Genomic DNA, 17846 nt, shown 5'->3' on the forward strand with positions numbered 1-17846 from the left:
TGCAGGACGATTACGCCGGGCGTGTCATGCGGCCACCCTCGAGCGTGTCCGCTTCAATGCGGGTGGCCGCGTCGACAAGACCAGCAACACGCCCAGATTACCGGGATCGCCGATGTAGCCGATCCGTTATCTTTCGGCGGGCACGGTGTAGCTGAGCTGGCGCTGGTCTGTCGACGTTCGGCATTTACCGTGAGAGAGACCGCCCTGCAGCCGGATTGCCGGGACTTCGCGGTCTGTGACCTATCGGCGATGTCCGGGTGACCGGTACGGTACTGCCCGCATTGCACCGCTGGACATGGGAAGTTATTTACCCGAGCATTGGAGCAGGGCATTTCCTCTCCGATCCGCCGCCTGTCCCGCTGAAACCTTCCCGGGCCATTCCATGGTCGCGGCCATTCGCTAGACCGTCTCAGTCGAGCCTGCGATACGCGCTCGATAAGTGTCACCTTTTTACGGAGGTAGTCATGGAAGCTGTCGAAGATCCCCTATTGTCAAAAATGGATCATGTGCCGGATCGGATACTGATAGTTTTGACGGGCGCGCCTGCCGGGCTTCGGCAGACGATGATGGTCGAGGCGGATGATATTTCAGACGGGCGTATCACGGTGGATTACCGTGGCCGACACCTGCATTTCATCGCCACGGATGGGCTGGAGATGGTGGGACAGCCCCCTGCGATCACCACGGCGCCGGTCTATCGCCTGTCTTATGTGACGAGCATCGCCGAGTAGCGGCATACGTTTCGTTCGGCTTCCTCCAGCACAATTCTGAATTCGATATCACCGAGCCCTGCGTATCCGAGGAGTTTCTGTGTCTGCTTCGAATAGTGTTCCTATTGCGGTTGTGGGTGTGGGTTGTCGTTTTCCCGGTGGTGTGGAGTCTTCGGCTGGGTTGTGGGATTTGGCGGCGGCCGAGCGCACGACAGCGGGCCCGGTGCCGCCGGGTCGGTGGGATGCCGGTGCGCTGGCTCGTGTGCATGATCCTGAGTTGGCTGAGCGTGCGGGATTCGGGTGTTTTCTCGAGGGTGATATCTGGGCGTGGGATCCGGGGGCGTTCTCGGTGGCTGCGTTGGAGCAGCGGTGGGTGGATCCGCAGTTCCGGGTGTTGATGGAGGTGGCGTGGGAGGCGGTCGAGGCCTCGGGTATTCCGTTGCGCCGGATGCGCGGTAGCCGGACCGGGGTGTATGTCGGCACCTACGCACCGGACAATCTGTTTCGGGAGGCCCGCCCGGTGCAGGACTCGCCCCAAAGCGCTTATCTGTTCGGCAATTTCACCGCCGGCGCGGCGGGGCGGGTGGCGTTCTCGATGGATCTGCGGGGGCCGGTGATGGTCATCAGCACCCATTGCTCCTCGGGGTTGGTCGCGCTCGACACCGCGTGTGGTGCGCTGACGTTGGGTGAATGCGATACCGCCCTGGCCGGTGCGGTGCTGTTGATGGTGTCGCCGGAAACCCACTATTACGAGGCACCGCTGCTGCTGTCGCACCACGGCGCGTGTTTCGCCTTCGATGCCCGCGCCGACGGATATGTGCGTGGCGAAGGCGCCGGTGTGCTGGTGCTCAAACGTCTGGAAGACGCACGCCGCGAGGGCGATTCGATCCTGGCGGTCATCCGCGGGAGCGCGGTCAACAACGACGGCCAAGCCACCCGGCTCACCGCACCCTCCACACAGTTGCAGCAGCAGTTGTTCCGGGAGACGGTGGCCAAAGCCCAGATCGACCCCGGTGAAGTGGGATTGGTCGAAGCCCACGGTCCCGGCACCGCGGTGGGCGACCCCATCGAATACGCCTCCATTGATGCCGTGTACGGGCGTGGTCGCGGGCACTGTGCGTTGGGGTCGGTGAAAACCAATATCGGGCATTCGGAACCGGTTTCGGGCATCGCGGGCACTATCAAGGCGATCGAGTCACTGCGCCGTGGGGCGATCCCGCCGAATGCGACGTTCCAGACCTGGAATCGGGCCATCGTGCGCGAAGAGGCGTCGCGGCTGTTCGTGCCGACCACGCTGACCCGGTGGCCGGTCGAGGGAAAGTCCCGGTTGGCTGCGGTGTGCTCTTATGGGGTGACCGGCACCAACGCGCACGTGATATTGGAATCGGCGTCGGCCCGGCGCCCGCGCGCGGCCCGCTCGCCCGAGCGCGACACTGAGACACGACTGTTTTTGTTGTCGGGTTCCTCGGCGCCTTCGCTGAGTCTGGCGGCGCGGCGATTGGCCCGGTGGCTGCGCGGTGACGGCAAGGACATCGCGTTGGCTGATGTCGCGCACACCTTGGCGGTGCGGCGCTCCCATGCCGAACACCGGGTCGGTATCGTCGCGGCCGAGCACACTGAATTGATCAAGCGGGCAGTGGAATTCGCTGAGCGTGCCGAAGCCGACGGTGTCGTCTCGGGAACACCGGTGTTGCCACCCCAGCACGCTGGCCCGGTCTTTGTTTTCACCGGGCAGGGCTCGCAACGTTTCGGGATGTGCGCGGACCTGCTCGCCCACGAGCCCACCTTCGCCGCCGCCGTCGACGAAATAGAACCCTTGGTCAACGCCGAAGCCGGATTCTCGGTGCGAGAGATGATCACCTGTCCCGAACGACTGCAGGGGTTGGCGCGGATCCAGCCGACGCTGTTCGCGGTGCAGGTGGCGCTGGCGGCGGTGTGGCGGTCATGGGGGATCGAACCCGCGGCGGTCATCGGTCAGTCCTTGGGTGAGGTCGCCGCGGTCGTCGTCGCCGGCGGGCTCGAACTGGCCGACGGGGTGAAGGTGATCTGCCGCCGTTCGGCGTTGCTGGCCGAGATTTCCGGCGGCGCGATGGCCTCGGTACTGGCCGACGCCGATCAGGTGCTTGCCGCGATCGAGGCGGCCGGCGCGCACGGGGTGTCGCTGGGGGTGCTCACCTCACCGGAGATGACGGTTATCTCCGGTGACGCCACCCAGATCGCGAAGCTAATCTCCAGATGGGAGGGCGAAGGGGTGGTCGCGAAACTCATCGATGTCGATGTGGCGTCGCATTCCCCGCAGGTGGATCCGATCCTGGTGGCGCTCGGCGCGGCGCTGGCCGATATCCCGACAGCCACACCCCGGATACCGTTCTATTCGACAGTCTCCGACGACCCCCGGTGTCCCGGTGCGATCGATGGCGACTACTGGGTCCGCAACCAGCGCGACACCGTCCGCTTCCACGCCGCGGTATCGACCGCGCTCGCCGCAGGTCACCGCCTGTTCATCGAAGCCACGCCGCATCCGCTGGCGGTGCGGCCCATCCTTGACACTGCCGCACACGACGGTGTCGGCGATGTGGTCGCGGTCGGCAGTCTGCGCGAAGGCACCGTCGATCGCACCGCGATGCTCTCCCAGCTGGCAGCGGTACACGTCGCCGGATACGACGGCGTGGATTTCGCGACCCACTATGGCGAAGGTGTGCTCGCCGATGTCCCCGGCACCGCGTGGCATCGGACTCGCCACGGCGGCGACCAACCGTCCTACCAGCTGGTCGACCCGGCACTGCCCGCAGCCGGGCAGCATCCGATGCTCGGCGGGTACGTCCACGATCCGGACAACCCGCAACGGCACCTGTGGCAGACGCCGCTGAGCCCGACACGGCTGCCGTGGCTGGGTGAGCATCGCGTCGCCGACGTCCCGGTTCTTCCCGGTACCGGCGCGGTGGAGATGATGCTGGCCGCGGCAGTACGGATATTCGGCACCGACCGGGTCAGCGTGCGCGAGGTCGTGATCGGCGCACCGGTGATCCTTGACCCCGAACCGGTGCTGACCACCCGCGCGACCCGCGACGGTGAGCGCGCCTCGGTGGAGATCGTCTCGGTCGCTGACGGCGCCACGATCGTGCATGCCCACGGCATCATCACCGCGGCACCCAACCAGGGCGCGACCGCAGCAGCCGACGGCGGTGCGTCGGCGATGTTGAGCCCCGAGGATCGTGGTGGGGAGTGGGTCGATGCCGAACCGGCGGAGCTGCATCGCATATTCCGCGAGCGCCACAACGTCTTTCACGGCACCGCGTTCACCGCGATCGACCGCATCCAAGTCCACCCGATCCACGATCGCGCACTCGCCACCGTACGTACTCACGAGAGCGCGCGGGTGAGCGCTTCGACGCTGGTGTTGCATCCCGCACTCGCTGATGAGGTCGTGCAATCAGCCGTCGCGGCCTGGCTCGCCCACTACACCCTGACCCCCGGCCCAGTCGTGGTCACCGGCTTCGACGAAGTCACCGTATACGGCCCGACCGGCCACACCCGGTTGGTCGCCATCGAATTGCACGACGCCGATGATCTCGGCTGCACCGCCTCAGCGAAGCTGGCCACCGCCGAGGGCACGATCCTCGCCGAGATCCGTGGCTTGCGGGTCGCCAACATCACTTCTCCAGCGGACCGGTTCGCCGCTCGGCTCAGCCATCTCGAATGGATACCCGAACAGCCCGCCCAACCCCGCACCCGCGCCACGGATCGACGCTGGGTCGTGCTCACCGGCCCGACCGTGCGCGAGGGCTGGTCCGCCGAGCTGACCGGCCTCCTCGACCAAGAAACGGCAGGCTGCTTGCGCGCACCCATCGATACCGTCTTCGCTGAACCATCGCTGCTCGCCGGAGCTAGCGGCGTTGTCCTGGCTATCGATACCACCGGCAGCAGCAACATAGACGCAGCGGCTACTTATCGCGCAGTCGGGCAAGCGATCTCACTTATTCAGTGTCTGGTCCGGCGCGCCGATCCGACTCGGTTGTGGATCGTATGGCGTTGCGAACCCTCCTCGCACACCATCGGATCCGCACTGCGCGCCGCAGTCCGATCAGCCAACTATGAGCACCCTGAACACGCTGTCAGCACCATGGATTTCACTGCCCAGGTCGCACTGACGCAGATCGTCACCGAATTGCTCGACACCGGCCAACCCATCACCGAGATCACACTGACTGCGGCCGAGCGCCGGATCGCACGGATCGTCACCGGACCCGACACCGACGAACGTACCGGCCCTGAATTATCAGTTACCAACGCAGAGAACAGGACCGCCGACGCGGACCACACCTCGACAGCGACACCCGTCGTCGTACCCGGCGGCTCCTATCTGGTCACCGGTGCTCTGGGCGGTCTGGGCCTGCTCACCGTCGACTGGCTCGCCCGCCGCGGCGCCGGCCGTATCGTCGTCAACGGCCGCTCTGCCCCCGGAGCGCACGCCGAACAGATCCTGCGGGCAGCACGCGATAGCGGCGTCGACATCATCGTCATCAACGGCGACATCGCCGATCCAGCACTGACCCAACGCGCAATCATGCTGGCCGAACTCGGCGGATCTACCCTGCGCGGGGTGATCCACGCCGCCGGAGTCGTCGAAGACGCCACCATCACCACCCTCGAACCCGTTCTGCTGCACCGAGTTTGGCGTGGCAAAGCCCAAGGCGCCGCCACCCTGCACCGCCTCACCGAGAACCGGGTACTGGATTTCTTCGTGGTCTTCTCCTCGGTCGCCTCGCTGCTCGGGTCTCCGGGCCAAACCGCCTATAGCGCGGCCAACGGATTCCTCGACGGCCTCGTCACCGCACGCCGACACCAGGGCCTGCCCGCCACCGGAATCCACTGGGGTGCCTGGGCCAGGGTCGGTCGCGGCCAACACCTCGGCGAGCGCGGCTTCGCGACCATCGCCCCGACCGATGGCATCGACGCACTCGAACGGATCATCTGCTCGGGAACGGCACAGGTGGCCTACTCGCCACTCGATATCAACCAGTGGATCGCACCCTATCCGGTGCTGCGGACCTCGACCCTGTTCGCTGAACTTCTCCCACCGCTTGCACCCGACGAGGACGGGGAATCATTGCGTGAACGTTTGCACACCGCCGACGGACACAGCGTGCGCACACAGATGTTGCAGGACTTCATCATCGAGACCCTGCGCGATCTGCTCGGCGGCACCGACCGCCACATCGGAGCGCACACCAGCATCGTCATGCTCGGTGTGGACTCACTCGGCGCCGTACAACTCCAACAGCGCCTGCAGCGCGCACTGGCCACCGAGATGCGCACCGGCGTCATCTGGGTCAAACTTAGTCCCGCCGCCCTGACCGAGTGGCTGCTCGACCACCTCGGCCTCACAACCAGCTAACCCGCAACCCCCGAACCCGAAACCCCCGAACCCGATTCGGTCACGGCAGGCGCGACGCGATGAACATGGCAACCGAACCGAAACAGCTCAGGTCACATACGTCATCGGAAGTCGGTCATTGCCTCGTCCTCGGCAGCGGATTCGCTGGACTGCTCGCCGCCCACGTGCTGGCCGAGCACGGTATGCGAGTCACGATCATCGAACCCGACCCGTTGCCCGACCACGCTGAATCCCGGCGCGGCACACCACAGGATCGCCATCCTCATGGCTTGCTCCAGCGCGGCGCCGAGGTACTCGAATCCTTCTTTCCCGGTCTCGATGCTGAGTTGCGCGACTGTGGCGCACACGTTTTCGACTTCGGCGAACACGCCAGGGTACTGTTCCCCGGCGGCTGGGCCGCCCCGGTGACATCGCAGGTCTATCACCACGCCTCGAGCAGACCGTTACTGGAATGGGTGATCCGCCGCCGGGTACTACGCGGCTCCACGATCACCGTCGCGGACCGGACCCGGGCACGAAACCTGCTGTGGCGCAACGGCAAGGTGATCGGGATCGAAGACAACCGGGACGTGTCATGGCACGCCGATCTTGTCGTCGACGCCACCGGCAGGGGCTCTAAACTCGGTGACTGGCTCACCGGCGCGGGCTTGACGCCGCCACCCGCGAGACACGTTCGCGCCCAACTCTCCTACACCTCACGGCTATACGAATGCCCGCCCGACTACCGGCCCCCATGGCAGCTGTCGGCCGAACTCACCTACGCGCCCAGCACGCGGCATGGCGCCGTCGCCACCCGAATCGAGAACGACCGCATTCTGCTCACCCTGATCGGCGCCGACGGTGCGAAAGCCCCGCGCAACGAGAACGGCTTCCGCGACTACGCACTCAGCCTGCGCAGCCCGGACTTCCACGAAATCCTCAGCCACACAACCCCGCTGAGCAACATCACCTGCTACAGCGGCCTGCACAACGACTGGCAGCCCTACCATCGCATGCATCGATGGCCCGACGGACTGATCGCCCTGGGCGATGCCGTCTGCACTCTCAACCCCATCTACGGCCAAGGCATGACCGTCGCCGCAGTCGAGGCCGCGACCCTGCAACGAATACTGACCCGCCGCAGCGCCTGCGAACCCGGATTCGCCCGCACCCTGCAGCACGCCATACCGGCCGCGATCCGCCTGCCATGGCGACTGGCCGCCTACAGCGACATCGGCTGGCGAGCAACCAACCAGCGGAAAACGCTTGACCCCAGACACCGAATCGTGCGCTGGGTGGTGGACCGCATACCGGAAGACCCTGAACTCTACCGACGCTTCATCCCCGTCCAGAACCTCCTCACACACCCGGTCACCCTGGCCCGGCCGGCGCTGCGTCTCCGCTCGTCGGCCCCGCCCCATCAGACACACCGGCCCCGCCAACCTGACCGCCACGCAGGTACCGCACAGACATCGCCGGGAAGTTCACACGGTGATTCCGAATAACGGTCACGACCGGGAGCAGTCATGACTCTCGCCGAATCGCCGACAGGAGCCCTGAAATGACCCAAACCGTACTCGAGGCAGAGACCGGCAGCCGCCTGGACTGGCGGCTGCTGCGGACTCCGGTCACTTTATTCGCCGCCGCCGGTGTGACCTCCATCCTGATGGGAATCTGGGTCATCGGCCGCTGGCTCGTGGCAGGCGAATTTCATCTCGGGTTCGCGTCCAGCGAAGAAACCGGAGCCAGTAGTGCCCGGATGCTCACGATCTGGCTCTACCAAGGCGTACTGGCAGTGACGGCCGTCGGTTTCGCCGCCTGGGGGATATGGCAATGCATTCGGCAACGCCGCCTGACCTTCGACGGCTCGCTGTGCCTGGCCTACCTATGGATGTTCTGGATGGCTCCGCTGCTGAATTGCTGGCGACCCATTTTGCTCTACAACGCCAACCTGGTCCACATGCCCTCCTGGGGACCATACATCCCAGGATGGCGCAGCGTCGGCGCGCAGCGACAGATCGAGCCGCTGTTCGTCTCGAGCGTCGGCTGGTTGTCGATGGTGATCTGGCCGATAACGACGGGCCTGGTGATGGGCTGGTTCATCCTGCGTCGGTGGCCGCAGCTCAGCGGAATACGCCTGACCGCGGCGGCATTCGTGTGCTCCGTCCTCATCGACTGGCCACTGGAAGCGTCCTACATCGCCGCCGGGACGGCTCACTACGTCGGAACCGAGCCGTCAGCATTGACTGTCTTCTCCGGCCACTGGTACCAGTTCCCGACACTGCAGTTCATCCCGACAACCCTCGTCTTCGCCTGGATCCCCTACCTTGTCCGTCACCACTACAAGACAAACGGACCGGACTCGACCATTCTGCGCGGCATCAGCCTTTATCCGGCAAGAGCGCGGACCACAGCCCAGACACTCGCGCTCATCGGCCTCATGGCTCTCGGCATTGTGGGCGTCTCCATCTGCGAATGGCTCGTCGCCTGGTACAACGCCGACGGACCACTACCAAGCGATCTGCCCTCCTATTTCATCACAGTAACCGACACCGCTCAGCCATAGCCTCGAGTGAAAGACCAACCAGGAGTGCCGGGTTCGCACCTTGGTGCTGCCGGCTGATCGCTGCCGGATCGTCCGCTGGGGTCGTGAACCGCATACCGGACGATCCGGAACTCTACCCACGCTTCCTCCCCGTCCAGAACCTTCTCACCCATCCGATCGCCCCGGCCCGGCCAGCGCTGCGTCTCCGCCCGCCGGCCCCGCTCCATCAAACACACCAACCCACCCGCCAACCGCACCGCCGGAAAACTGTCGCATCAGGTGCCGTGCCGACACCACCGGCAGTTCACACAGCAACCCCGAATACCGGTGACGATCGAAAGCAGCCATGAGCTCGGACTTGACGAATGACTGACCCCAGACGCCGACTGAACCGGCGAGAGGCCGAACAATCATGCCCATCGAAACCTCGGAACACACTGCTGTAGAAGATGATTCGATCGAAATTGGTGGCAACGATGGAGCATCGTCGCTATCTGGTGGGCCGGGGCAGGTGTGCTGACTATGGGTGGCGATGGCTTTGCCGAGTTCGGAGCCGTCGAACATGGCGAGATTGGCGCCCTCGGCGGCGAATGGTGACGGGAGGTGGGGGGCGTCGCCCAAGAGGGTGACGCCCCCGACTCGTTCCCACCGGTGGGTATGCGATAGCGGGCAGCCGTCGCTGTCCGAGGTCTCGTTCGCGCGCCTCGCGGGGCCATGCAACGCCGAAGTGCCGCACTTTTACCTCGACTCGGATAGGTCACTTGCACCACACATTCGGCATAAACCTGCAGTCGAAGAGGCCGAACTCGATCAGGCATGGAACCCCTCAGTATGTCCGCGCGAGGCAAGGCATGGTTCCTGCTGATTGCTTCGAGAGAGCTATCAGCCCGTGATGAAGACCAATCCCAGGATGCCGATGCTGTAGATCAGCAGGGCGGCCAGGGAGTCGGGACCCATTCGCAGCCATTGGCGTTTGGGTCGGAAGACCAAGCCGGTCATGTAGATCAGGGTAAGTACTCCGCCGAGTGCGGTGAGGTAGATGTCGGTGTGCTGGGCCGCGGGTAGCACTGCTGATCCCGACAGCAGGGTGGCGAGCAGGAACAGCACGGGAAGGAAGGCGTTGCCACCGAAGATGTCGCTGACCGCGAGCTTGTAGTCGCCCATCCGGGTAGAGGTGAGGCCGGTGGATAGCTCGGGCAGGGCGGTAGCGGCGGCGAGCACGGTGGCGCCGAACAGGACTCCGGACATGCCCCATCGGCTGAACAGTTCCTCTCCGCTGCGCTCGACGAGCACGCCCGCGACCAGCGTCACCACCGCCGCGACCGCGAAGACCAGCGTCACTCGGGCGGTGCTGAGTCCGCCGCGGGTGGCGTGGCTTTCCTTGGTGACGGTGGAATGCCCCGAGGGCGCTTGTTGGCTGTCGGGGGCGTTGCCGTCCTCGTGCCAGGGCAACCCGTGTCCGGCGTGGCGCACCAGTATCAGCCCGATAATCCACAGCACGGCGATGAGGACCGCACCGGGGGTCATCCGCCAGGCGATCAGGGTGTCGGGCAACTGGGTAGCCATCACCACGACCAGGAGCAGGCCCACGACCAAGGCGCCTTCGAGTAACAGGGTCAGTGAAGCCGCCAAATAGGTGAGCGGCGCGCGTGGGCGTACTCCGGCGGCGTCGAGCGCGGCGAGCACGACGGTTTGTAAGGCGATGCCGCCGAGGATGTTGCCGACGGCGACGTCGAGTTGGTGTGCCAGTGCGGCGCTGGCCGTGATCGCCAGTTCGGGCAGGTTGGTGGCGATTGCCAGCAGAATGGCCCCGCCCATCGCTTGCCCGAGGTTCAGGCGTTGAGACAACACATCAGTGGTGTCGGAGAGTTTGATGCCCGCGATCCAGATTGTTGCGGCGCAGGCGAGGAAGATGACCAGCAGCAAGGGTGACGAGAGCGAAGGCAAGGGGCGGCTTCTCCTGCTCGGATCGGCGTCGATGAATGTCGGTCACCCTGGAGTGCCCGAAAACGCCAGCCCCATGCACAGTCCGGCGACACGCTGAGTTCGGTGCCCCGCACGACGGTGTCGCAGCAAACGCGGTCAGCCGACAGTGTCCTTCAACTCCCGCAGTCGCGGTCGCTCGCCACCTGGTTGTCGTGGTAGTTCAGCTGCGGCTGACTGGCGGCCTGTTGAGCGATTGACGATCCGGCGGCACATCCGCCCATGAGTGGCAGAACCGCGATTCATTCAAACCTACTGTGCGCCAGCGGGTCTCTGCAATCATTCAGTGATGATCGTCCTGCTCGCGGACGCCGGTCCGGCTCGTGGAACTGTATTCGCCGACTATCTCGGACTGCTCGTTCCCGTCGGGGTCGTGATCGCAGCGATCATCGCGGCCACGGTGGCAGTGTGGAATGAGCGGGGACACCCCATGATCGGCTCGAAACACTGATCAAGATCGACAATGAGTGGCCCGAGCAACTCGGCGGAATCGACACCATCGAACACCAGATCGCTTTGCAGCTGGCCAAGCTGCGCATCGCCAGCGACCATGTCGGCCGAACCGACGCCACTGCAGACGAACTCGCCGCCGAGATCAGCGTGCTCACCACACGCAAATGGGAGAACCTGCAGGTAGGAGCGCTTCTCGTGCTGCTGACCCTATTGATCGGGGCGTTTGCTACCGTAGGCGAACTATTCGAACCGGGCCAGACTCCGCTTTGGGTCAACATTCTGCCGTGGATATTCGCCGCGTTCACCTTCGCCGCGATATGGGGGATCGGTGTCGTCCTCGAACTGTCACAGCGACGTCTCGGATCGAAGCCGCCCACAGGCGGTTAAGACCGCTGCCACATCACTCATCCGCACCGGCCAAGTCGTCAGGTGGTGCAAGACTTCCAGACTGAACGTATTTGGGCTGCCACGCCGAGAATCGCGCTGTCCCTAGCCGCACAGTCATCCGGACCAAGGCGCGCGGCGCTGGGCCTCGCTCAGCGGGCGAGGCCTCGCCGATACTTGCGCCACGGATCGGACTGGGCGTCGCCGGAACACCGTACCGGGACCATACCGACTGCGGGATCCGTGAGCTCGGTATGAAGTCCTGCGCGCCCAGCCCGTTTAGCCCGGGCCGGTCCCGGCTCCGCGGGGCTGAGTTCGTCGCCGTCGGTGACGACGCTGGTGCTGGCGCTGGCTTCGGCGAGCTGGCCGACCTCGCTGACATATTCAGACATGAGCTACCTCCACCACGTGACACGGAGCCGACGGCTACTGACCACCTACCCGGCGCATCGCAAGCCAATCCACGGCCAGACCGAGCACCCTATTCCCTTTCAAGCCGCCAACGATCCCGCTCGGGACCAATAGGTGTCGGCATCCGCTGGGCGAGGAGCAAACAATGCCCGCCTGCCCGGTGATCGCGGGTGCACCAAGCCATCACATAGGACCCAGGACAGCATTCGATCCTATGTGCCGGGCAAGGATCGGCTACAGCGCGCCGATTAGGGGGATTTTGGCCTTCATGTTCGGCAGCGCCACCCAATCCCAGGCGACCCTGCGGTCGACGTCTACGACCCGGGCGAATATCCGATTGTCACGGTGCACCACCACGGTGACCGATAGGTTCTTGCCATCGGCGTCCCACGTCGCGCTCAGCGACCCCGCGGCCGGGTCCTCGCGACCGCCGGGCACGCCTCAGTTCACCTCGGGCGCTCCCGAGACCAGGCCCTGGAAACCATTTCTGCTGATGAACTGGACGACGGTGTTGTCGGGGGTGATGACGAGCCCGTCGAGACGGTTCTTATCGGTGGGGTGCTGTACGAGTGCCATGTGATTATCTCCTGTCGATGCGGGACGAGTGGTCGGGGCCGGTGTGCCGGGATTGGGCCAGTTGTCATCGGTCACCAGCGAGATGTCGTAGTGGCCAGGCGATCCGTGCTCCCGGCTGGCCCATGCGATGGGGATCGTTTTCCCAACGCGATCAAGGTGCGCATCGCCGTAGATCCGCAAACAAACGACGGCGAGGTACTCGACGTCGAACAGGGCTCCGGCCGTCCAGATCAGGCGCCGGGCTGGATCAGAATGCGCCAAGGCGCCGGGTTGGCACGGCCGACCATCTACTGCAGCAAGTCGAAATGGCCGGAGGTGCAGGCCGCTTGCCAGGGGCTGACCTACGCGTCATGGGTTGCGGAGTGGACTGGCCAAGAGCACGGAATCGATGGGGCCGTCGCGTGTCAACTTTCGGCCACCATCTCGTTGACGCCGTCCCGTGTGGTCGGCACACGAGGTAGTGGTGTCAAGAGTGGCAGACATCGCTTCCTCCTGCCGCCATGAGCCATCCCAAGTCGTAGCGTTGAATTCAGTGCGCAATGAATTCCGCACCGCGCGGGGCCGCGCCACGCAAGGCCTAATCCCGCGACACGCCGGATGCCGCCTCTACTCTCTGCTCGTGACCAGGGATATTCCAGACGCCCAGGGCGGGCAGATTCGCGCCTCGACCCTGGAGCTGTTCTTCGATCTCGTGTTCATCTTCACGGCGACGCAGCTGACGCACGCGTTCACCGAACATCCCGGATGGCCCGCGCTCGGGCGGGTGGTGCTGGTACTCGCCCTCACGTGGTGGATGTACAGCGCCTATGTGTGGCTGACCAACGAGGTAGCACCGACCTCGACGGCTCGCCGCACCGGGCTGCTGGTGGCCATGTTCGGGTTCCTCGTGATTGCCATCTCGATCCCGGGCGCCTTCGACGACTTCGGACTCGCCTTCGCGCTGGGGTACACGGTGGTCAACGTCATGCACTCGGTGCTGTTCTGGGCGAATGCCGGAGCGCAGGTGTCCGCGGCGGCGTTGCGGCTCGTGCCGCCCAACACCGCCTGCGCCGTGCTCGTGCTGATCGGTGGATGCGTCCATGGCTGGCCGCGTTATCTGCTGTGGGCCGCGGCCGTGATGGTGCAGATCGTGACGCCCTATGTGTTCGATACGGCCGGATTCGTCATCCGCACAACGCATTTCTGCGAACGGCACGGCCTGGTGCTGCTCATCGCGATCGGTGAATCGGTGGTGGCCATCGGGGCGGGCCTGGCGGGCGAGAATCTCACGATCGCGCTGCTCGCCATGGTCGCGCTCGCTCTCACCCTCGCCTCGATGCTGTGGTGGGCGTACTTCGGCATGGACGACGAGCGCGGCGAGCGCGCGCTCGCGGCGGTGCCGGAGCCACGGCGCGCCCGACTCGCCGCGTTCGCCTACGGATACGCGCTGTACCCCATGCTGGTGGGCGTCATCCTCACCGCGGCAGGCATCAGACCCGTTCTCACCCAAGGGCATCGGCCGGTGCCGGTATCGGCCGCGCTGGCCTTGTCGGGTGGCGTCGCACTGTTCCTGTTCGGGCAGTATTGTTTCCGGCTCGTCCTGCGCCTGCCGCGGCCCTGGCTGCGGCTGTTCGGCGCATCGGCCGTGCTGGCGACCGCTCCCGTCGGTGTTGTGTGGGCGGGCTGGGCGCAGCTACTCGTACTGGTGATCGTGGGTTACGTCCCGGTGCTTGCCGACGACGCGCTGAGCATGCGCGCGGGCGAGCACAACGCTTATCTGTGACGGTGTATGCGGCTCAGCTTCGTTCGGGTAGCGCGCAACCGCTCAGTCGTTTCAGTTTCGCGGAACCTGACATATTGAGACTCGTCATTTCGATGTCAGCAAATGACCTGTGGGTTCGTCATTCGTGTCAGTACACAACCAAAGGCATCGGGCTGTAACCAGCTCTCCTATGCGCAATGTTGTATCAGATGCAACACTGCGCCCTGACATCTCAACGTGGCCGCTGTTCCAGCGCCGTGCGAATGAGCGCGCGTGCCTGGTCGCCGTAGATGCTGGCTTCCGATAGTGCGTTGGAGGCGCGCTCGTAGAGGACCAACTGTGCGGTTGGGTGGACTCTGGGTCAGCGAGTGGCCAGGCCGGGAACAGAGCGCTGTCGTCAGTACCGCGCGTCAGCGGACACCCATGCGGTTCGCGTCGCCGTCATTTCTTACCCCACCTTTCGAGACCCGCGACGCCGACTGCGGCTGGGCGCGTGTGGAAACGCCGGTTGCCCTGCCGGGCCGCAAGATTCCCGACATGCCTCGGGCTTCCCAGGCTCTGCCAGACCCATCTGTGCTGGATCCGGTGTCGAATAACTGGCGGGTGCACTGTGTCGTCGCTTGATGCACCCTGTTCGGATACGGGCGCCGTCGGGTGCCGGGGTACAGCCACCCCGCCACTCGACGGCGCCGATCCACGCGGGTGACGCGTTGTTGCCGCAGCGTTCACATCAGATTGGTCAGCGTCGGTTCAGGGCGGCAAGGACGGCTCTGGTGCGGGTGTCGCGCTTGTCGCGGAGGCGTTGGAAAGCTTCGGTGCCGGTACCGTAGGCCTGTTCGACCTGGATAATCACCTTCTCCATTTGCTCGGGATCGTTTGAGGGCGTGCCGAGTTCGAGTGTGGAGGTCTGCGCGCCGACCCCGGCGTATAGGTGTCGGATTCCGGCGGGGCCGCCGCCGAGGACGTTTCCTTCGAAGAGCCCGATCGTGGCCCAGCGCAGTCCTAGCGAGTTTCGCAGGATGACGTCGAGGTCGGCCGGGGTGAGGACGCCTTGCTGAACGAGATAGAGCGCTTCGCGGAATAGCGCCAGCTGCAGGCGGTTGGCGACGAATCCGGGCATCTCTCGACGGATGACCACTGGCACGCGGTCGAGCCGCTGGTAGAGTTCGACCGCGCGCTTGGTGATGTCGTCGGCGGTGTCGCTGCCGGGGACAACCTCAACCAGCGGCATCAGGTCCGGTGGGTTGAACGGGTGCCCGACCAGCACCTGTGAAGCGTCGGGCAGTCCCTGGGCGATCGCGGTCGCGGTGATCGATGAACTCGATGTCGCGAGAACAGCATCCGGGCGGGCGTGGGTGACGATCTGGGTGAACAGGTCTTGTTTGATCGGCAGGCGTTCGGGCCCGTTCTCTTGGACCAGGTCGGCGTCGGCTACCGCCGCGGCGATGTCGGCGACTATGCGGATGCGCGGGTCGTGGCCCAGTTCGGCGGCCACCACGTCGGCGATGTCGTCGCGGGGGTCGTAGATGGTGACGTCCCAGTCGTGTTCGCGAGCGAGGCGGGCCCAGGACAGGCCGATGACGCCGGCGCCGATGACAGCGAGTGTGGTCATGTCAGATACCTGCGATTCCGGTCAGTGCCCGCCCGGGGATTCGGGCGACGACGAATTCCGCTGCGGTGGAGGAGGTGTCCAGCGGTACCGCGCGTACGGTGCCCGCCAGGTCGGTGACGTAGGCAAGGCCAGCCGCTGCGTCCACGACCAGTCCGATGGCCTCGCCGAAACCGCCCGCCAGGATTTCGGGCCGCACACCGCGCCCACCCTTGCCGGGGATCGGGGCGCGGTTGAGCGTGTTGCCCAGCGGTTCGGCGCCCCGGTCGGTCCAGTACAGGACACCGGCGCTGTGGTCGAGGATCAGGTCGACCGGCTCGGGCAGCCCGTCCCACAGAGTTTCGATGTCCGTACGGTTCGTGGCGGTCTCGCCCAACGGGATATCGAGCCCGGCCCGCAGGATTTTGCCGCGCCCATCCTTGGCCGGGCCCTTCTGTGTCCAATACAGATAGCCCTCGACGGGATCGACGGCGATACCGACGCATTCAGCGGTCCTGTCCGGGGTCGGGGTGTTGACGACGAGGTCGGTCAGTCCGCTGCCGTCGGTGTCGACGCGGCTGATCTTGCAACCCTCACGGTCTGACCAATACAACCGGTTGGCCGAGAAGTCGGCGGCCAATTGTTTACCCGTGGTGATCAAACCGTCGGGCACTACGCAGCGCTGGTCGGAGCCATCGGTGCGGGCCGAGCGCAGCGAACCGTTACGGCGCGAGAAGTCCGGTTCCTTGTTCTGCCAATCGCTTCGGCCCTGCGGCAGTCCCATGGTGGTCCAATAGATTCGGTCGGTGGCCGGATCGAAGACCACCCCGTCCGGGCAGGGACCGGAATCGGTGAGCACGGTGCGAACACTGTGGTCCGACAACTCGATTCGCTCGATCGTGTCGGACGCGATACCGAGCACCAGCAAAGACTTGAACATCTCGAACTCCCTTCGGTAATCGGTGACACACAGCAAGGCGGTTCAGAGCCCCGAGGTGGGGCGGGCGAACAGCAGGTCGAGGTATGCGTGGACGTCCGCGGCAGAGTCCTGCAGCACGGCAATATGGTCGCTGTCGGGGTAGATCCGCGTGCTGAACTCCACGCCGTTGGCCTGAAGATCGAGTATCAGTGCGGCGAGGCTGTCCGCAGGGCAGTCCGTGTCGAGCAGGCCCTGGGTGATCAAGATCGGCCGGTCGTAACCGGTCAGCGGGATGTCGGAGACCGGGCGGGCGATCGCAGCGAAGTCACCCTCGGCCATCGGCCGAGACAGTATCGAAGCAATGGAGACGCCCGCCATCCGTTCGGCCATGTTTTCCAGGCACAACCGCTCGGCGTCCGCGATGACCTCCCTGCCCAGCGCAGTGAGGTAGCTGTCCAGGTCGAACTCGGGACGCGCGGCCTTCACTCCGCACAGCATGTAAACGGCGTAGGCCTTCATTTGGGGCATAAGGATGTCGGGCAGCCCGGGGTGTCCAACGGCTATGAACGTGTCGACAGCACTGTGGCCAGGCGCCTGGACTACCGCTCCGCGATAGTCCAGCTCCGGGGCGTACCGGTTCGCGATGGCGGCGGTGAACAGCGCGGCATGCCCACCTTGGGAATGCCCCACCGCGGCCCAGGACGAGGACAGAGAGCCGTTGATCGTGCGGGCGGCGCGTAGCGCATCGATGGCGGCGTGGGCTTCGGCGTGGCCGTCCAAGTAGGGGTGCACACCAGGACTGCCCAGGCCGATGTAGTCAGTGGCCGCAATCGCGTAGCCCTGCGCCAACAGCCAGATCAGGTAGTCGCGGTAGCCACCGAGATCCTGGTTGGCTGACGGGGCGCAGGAGTCCGACACCCCGGTGGTGCCGTGCGTCCAGACAATCACCGGCCATCCGCCGGTAGGCGTAGCGCCGCTCGGAATGAACAGTGCCCCGCTCGACAGCGCGGGCTCATCTCGCGAGGTCTGGGTCCAGTAGGTGAACCCGAGCGCGACAGCCGCACCCGGTAGGTGCAGGTAAGCGGGCAGGTCGGCGTAACGGGTGACCGTCCCGGGGTCGGTGATGTGCGAGGTTGCCGTAGTGGTAGTCATGCGTGCC

General features: G+C 65.2%; 14 protein-coding genes and 1 pseudogene. 7 read left to right on the forward strand and 8 right to left on the reverse strand.

Features of this window, described 5'->3' with window-relative positions; genetic code table 11:
• Window positions 1-464: 464 nt before the first annotated feature.
• The 4 genes from NN4_RS22055 to NN4_RS22070 all read left to right on the forward strand — a co-directional run bounded on the left by NN4_RS22055 (window position 465) and on the right by NN4_RS22070 (window position 8653).
• The gene (locus NN4_RS22055) at window positions 465-731 is read left to right on the forward strand and encodes a DUF5988 family protein (RefSeq protein WP_147134538.1); all 267 of its coding nucleotides are present in this window, start codon (window positions 465-467) and stop codon (window positions 729-731) included.
• A gap of 112 nt (window positions 732-843) precedes the next feature.
• A complete protein-coding gene (locus tag NN4_RS22060; protein WP_186818563.1) occupies window positions 844-6108 on the forward strand; it encodes a type I polyketide synthase in 5265 nt (1754 codons plus the stop codon).
• A 65-nt stretch (window positions 6109-6173) separates the two neighbouring features.
• The gene (locus NN4_RS22065; RefSeq protein WP_186818564.1) at window positions 6174-7592 is read left to right on the forward strand and encodes an NAD(P)/FAD-dependent oxidoreductase; all 1419 of its coding nucleotides are present in this window, start codon (window positions 6174-6176) and stop codon (window positions 7590-7592) included.
• Window positions 7593-7648: 56 nt separating this feature from the next.
• Window positions 7649-8653: a spirocyclase AveC family protein gene (locus tag NN4_RS22070; RefSeq protein WP_147134547.1), complete on the forward strand. Its 1005-nt coding sequence runs from the start codon at window positions 7649-7651 to the stop codon at window positions 8651-8653.
• A gap of 501 nt (window positions 8654-9154) precedes the next feature.
• On the opposite strand, the pseudogene NN4_RS46220 reads toward NN4_RS22070, so the two are convergent.
• Window positions 9155-9286, reverse strand: a pseudogene (locus NN4_RS46220) (FAD-dependent monooxygenase); the annotation flags it as partial.
• 228 nt (window positions 9287-9514) lie between these two features.
• Window positions 9515-10579 carry a sodium:calcium antiporter gene (locus NN4_RS22080; RefSeq protein WP_147134550.1) on the reverse strand — a complete coding sequence of 355 codons (1065 nt, stop codon included), beginning with the start codon at window positions 10577-10579 and terminating at the stop codon, window positions 9515-9517.
• Between the two features lie 325 nt (window positions 10580-10904).
• Here NN4_RS22080 and NN4_RS45095 point away from each other — a divergent pair, with 325 nt between their 5' ends.
• Window positions 10905-11066: a hypothetical protein gene (locus NN4_RS45095; protein WP_186818565.1), complete on the forward strand. Its 162-nt coding sequence runs from the start codon at window positions 10905-10907 to the stop codon at window positions 11064-11066.
• A gap of 65 nt (window positions 11067-11131) precedes the next feature.
• Complete coding sequence (locus NN4_RS22085; protein ID WP_147134553.1) at window positions 11132-11455, forward strand: hypothetical protein; 324 nt, start codon at window positions 11132-11134, stop codon at window positions 11453-11455.
• A 149-nt stretch (window positions 11456-11604) separates the two neighbouring features.
• Here NN4_RS22085 and NN4_RS22090 read toward each other — a convergent pair whose 3' ends face one another.
• The 3 genes from NN4_RS22090 to NN4_RS22100 all read right to left on the reverse strand — a co-directional run bounded on the left by NN4_RS22090 (window position 11605) and on the right by NN4_RS22100 (window position 12700).
• Window positions 11605-11844, reverse strand: coding sequence for a hypothetical protein (locus NN4_RS22090; protein ID WP_147134556.1), 240 nt, complete (start codon window positions 11842-11844; stop codon window positions 11605-11607).
• 253 nt (window positions 11845-12097) lie between these two features.
• Window positions 12098-12301, reverse strand: coding sequence for a hypothetical protein (locus NN4_RS22095; protein ID WP_147134559.1), 204 nt, complete (start codon window positions 12299-12301; stop codon window positions 12098-12100).
• A 3-nt stretch (window positions 12302-12304) separates the two neighbouring features.
• Complete coding sequence (locus tag NN4_RS22100; protein ID WP_147134562.1) at window positions 12305-12700, reverse strand: hypothetical protein; 396 nt, start codon at window positions 12698-12700, stop codon at window positions 12305-12307.
• A gap of 358 nt (window positions 12701-13058) precedes the next feature.
• Here NN4_RS22100 and NN4_RS22105 point away from each other — a divergent pair, with 358 nt between their 5' ends.
• The gene (locus NN4_RS22105) at window positions 13059-14201 is read left to right on the forward strand and encodes a low temperature requirement protein A (protein ID WP_246181011.1); all 1143 of its coding nucleotides are present in this window, start codon (window positions 13059-13061) and stop codon (window positions 14199-14201) included.
• Window positions 14202-14919: 718 nt separating this feature from the next.
• On the opposite strand, the gene NN4_RS22110 is transcribed toward NN4_RS22105, so the two are convergent.
• The 3 genes from NN4_RS22110 to NN4_RS22120 all read right to left on the reverse strand — a co-directional run.
• On the reverse strand, window positions 14920-15792 hold the full coding sequence (locus NN4_RS22110; RefSeq protein ID WP_147134565.1) for a 3-hydroxyacyl-CoA dehydrogenase family protein: 873 nt from the start codon (window positions 15790-15792) through the stop codon (window positions 14920-14922).
• Window position 15793: 1 nt separating this feature from the next.
• Window positions 15794-16708 carry a hypothetical protein gene (locus tag NN4_RS22115; RefSeq protein ID WP_147134567.1) on the reverse strand — a complete coding sequence of 305 codons (915 nt, stop codon included), beginning with the start codon at window positions 16706-16708 and terminating at the stop codon, window positions 15794-15796.
• 42 nt (window positions 16709-16750) lie between these two features.
• Window positions 16751-17846, reverse strand: a 1096-nt coding sequence (locus NN4_RS22120) for an alpha/beta hydrolase family protein (protein WP_147134570.1), incomplete at its 5' end; no start/stop codon positions are given.

The sequence above is a fragment of the Nocardia ninae NBRC 108245 genome, from assembly GCF_007990755.1.
GTDB classification, from domain to species: Bacteria; Actinomycetota; Actinomycetes; order Mycobacteriales; family Mycobacteriaceae; genus Nocardia; species Nocardia ninae.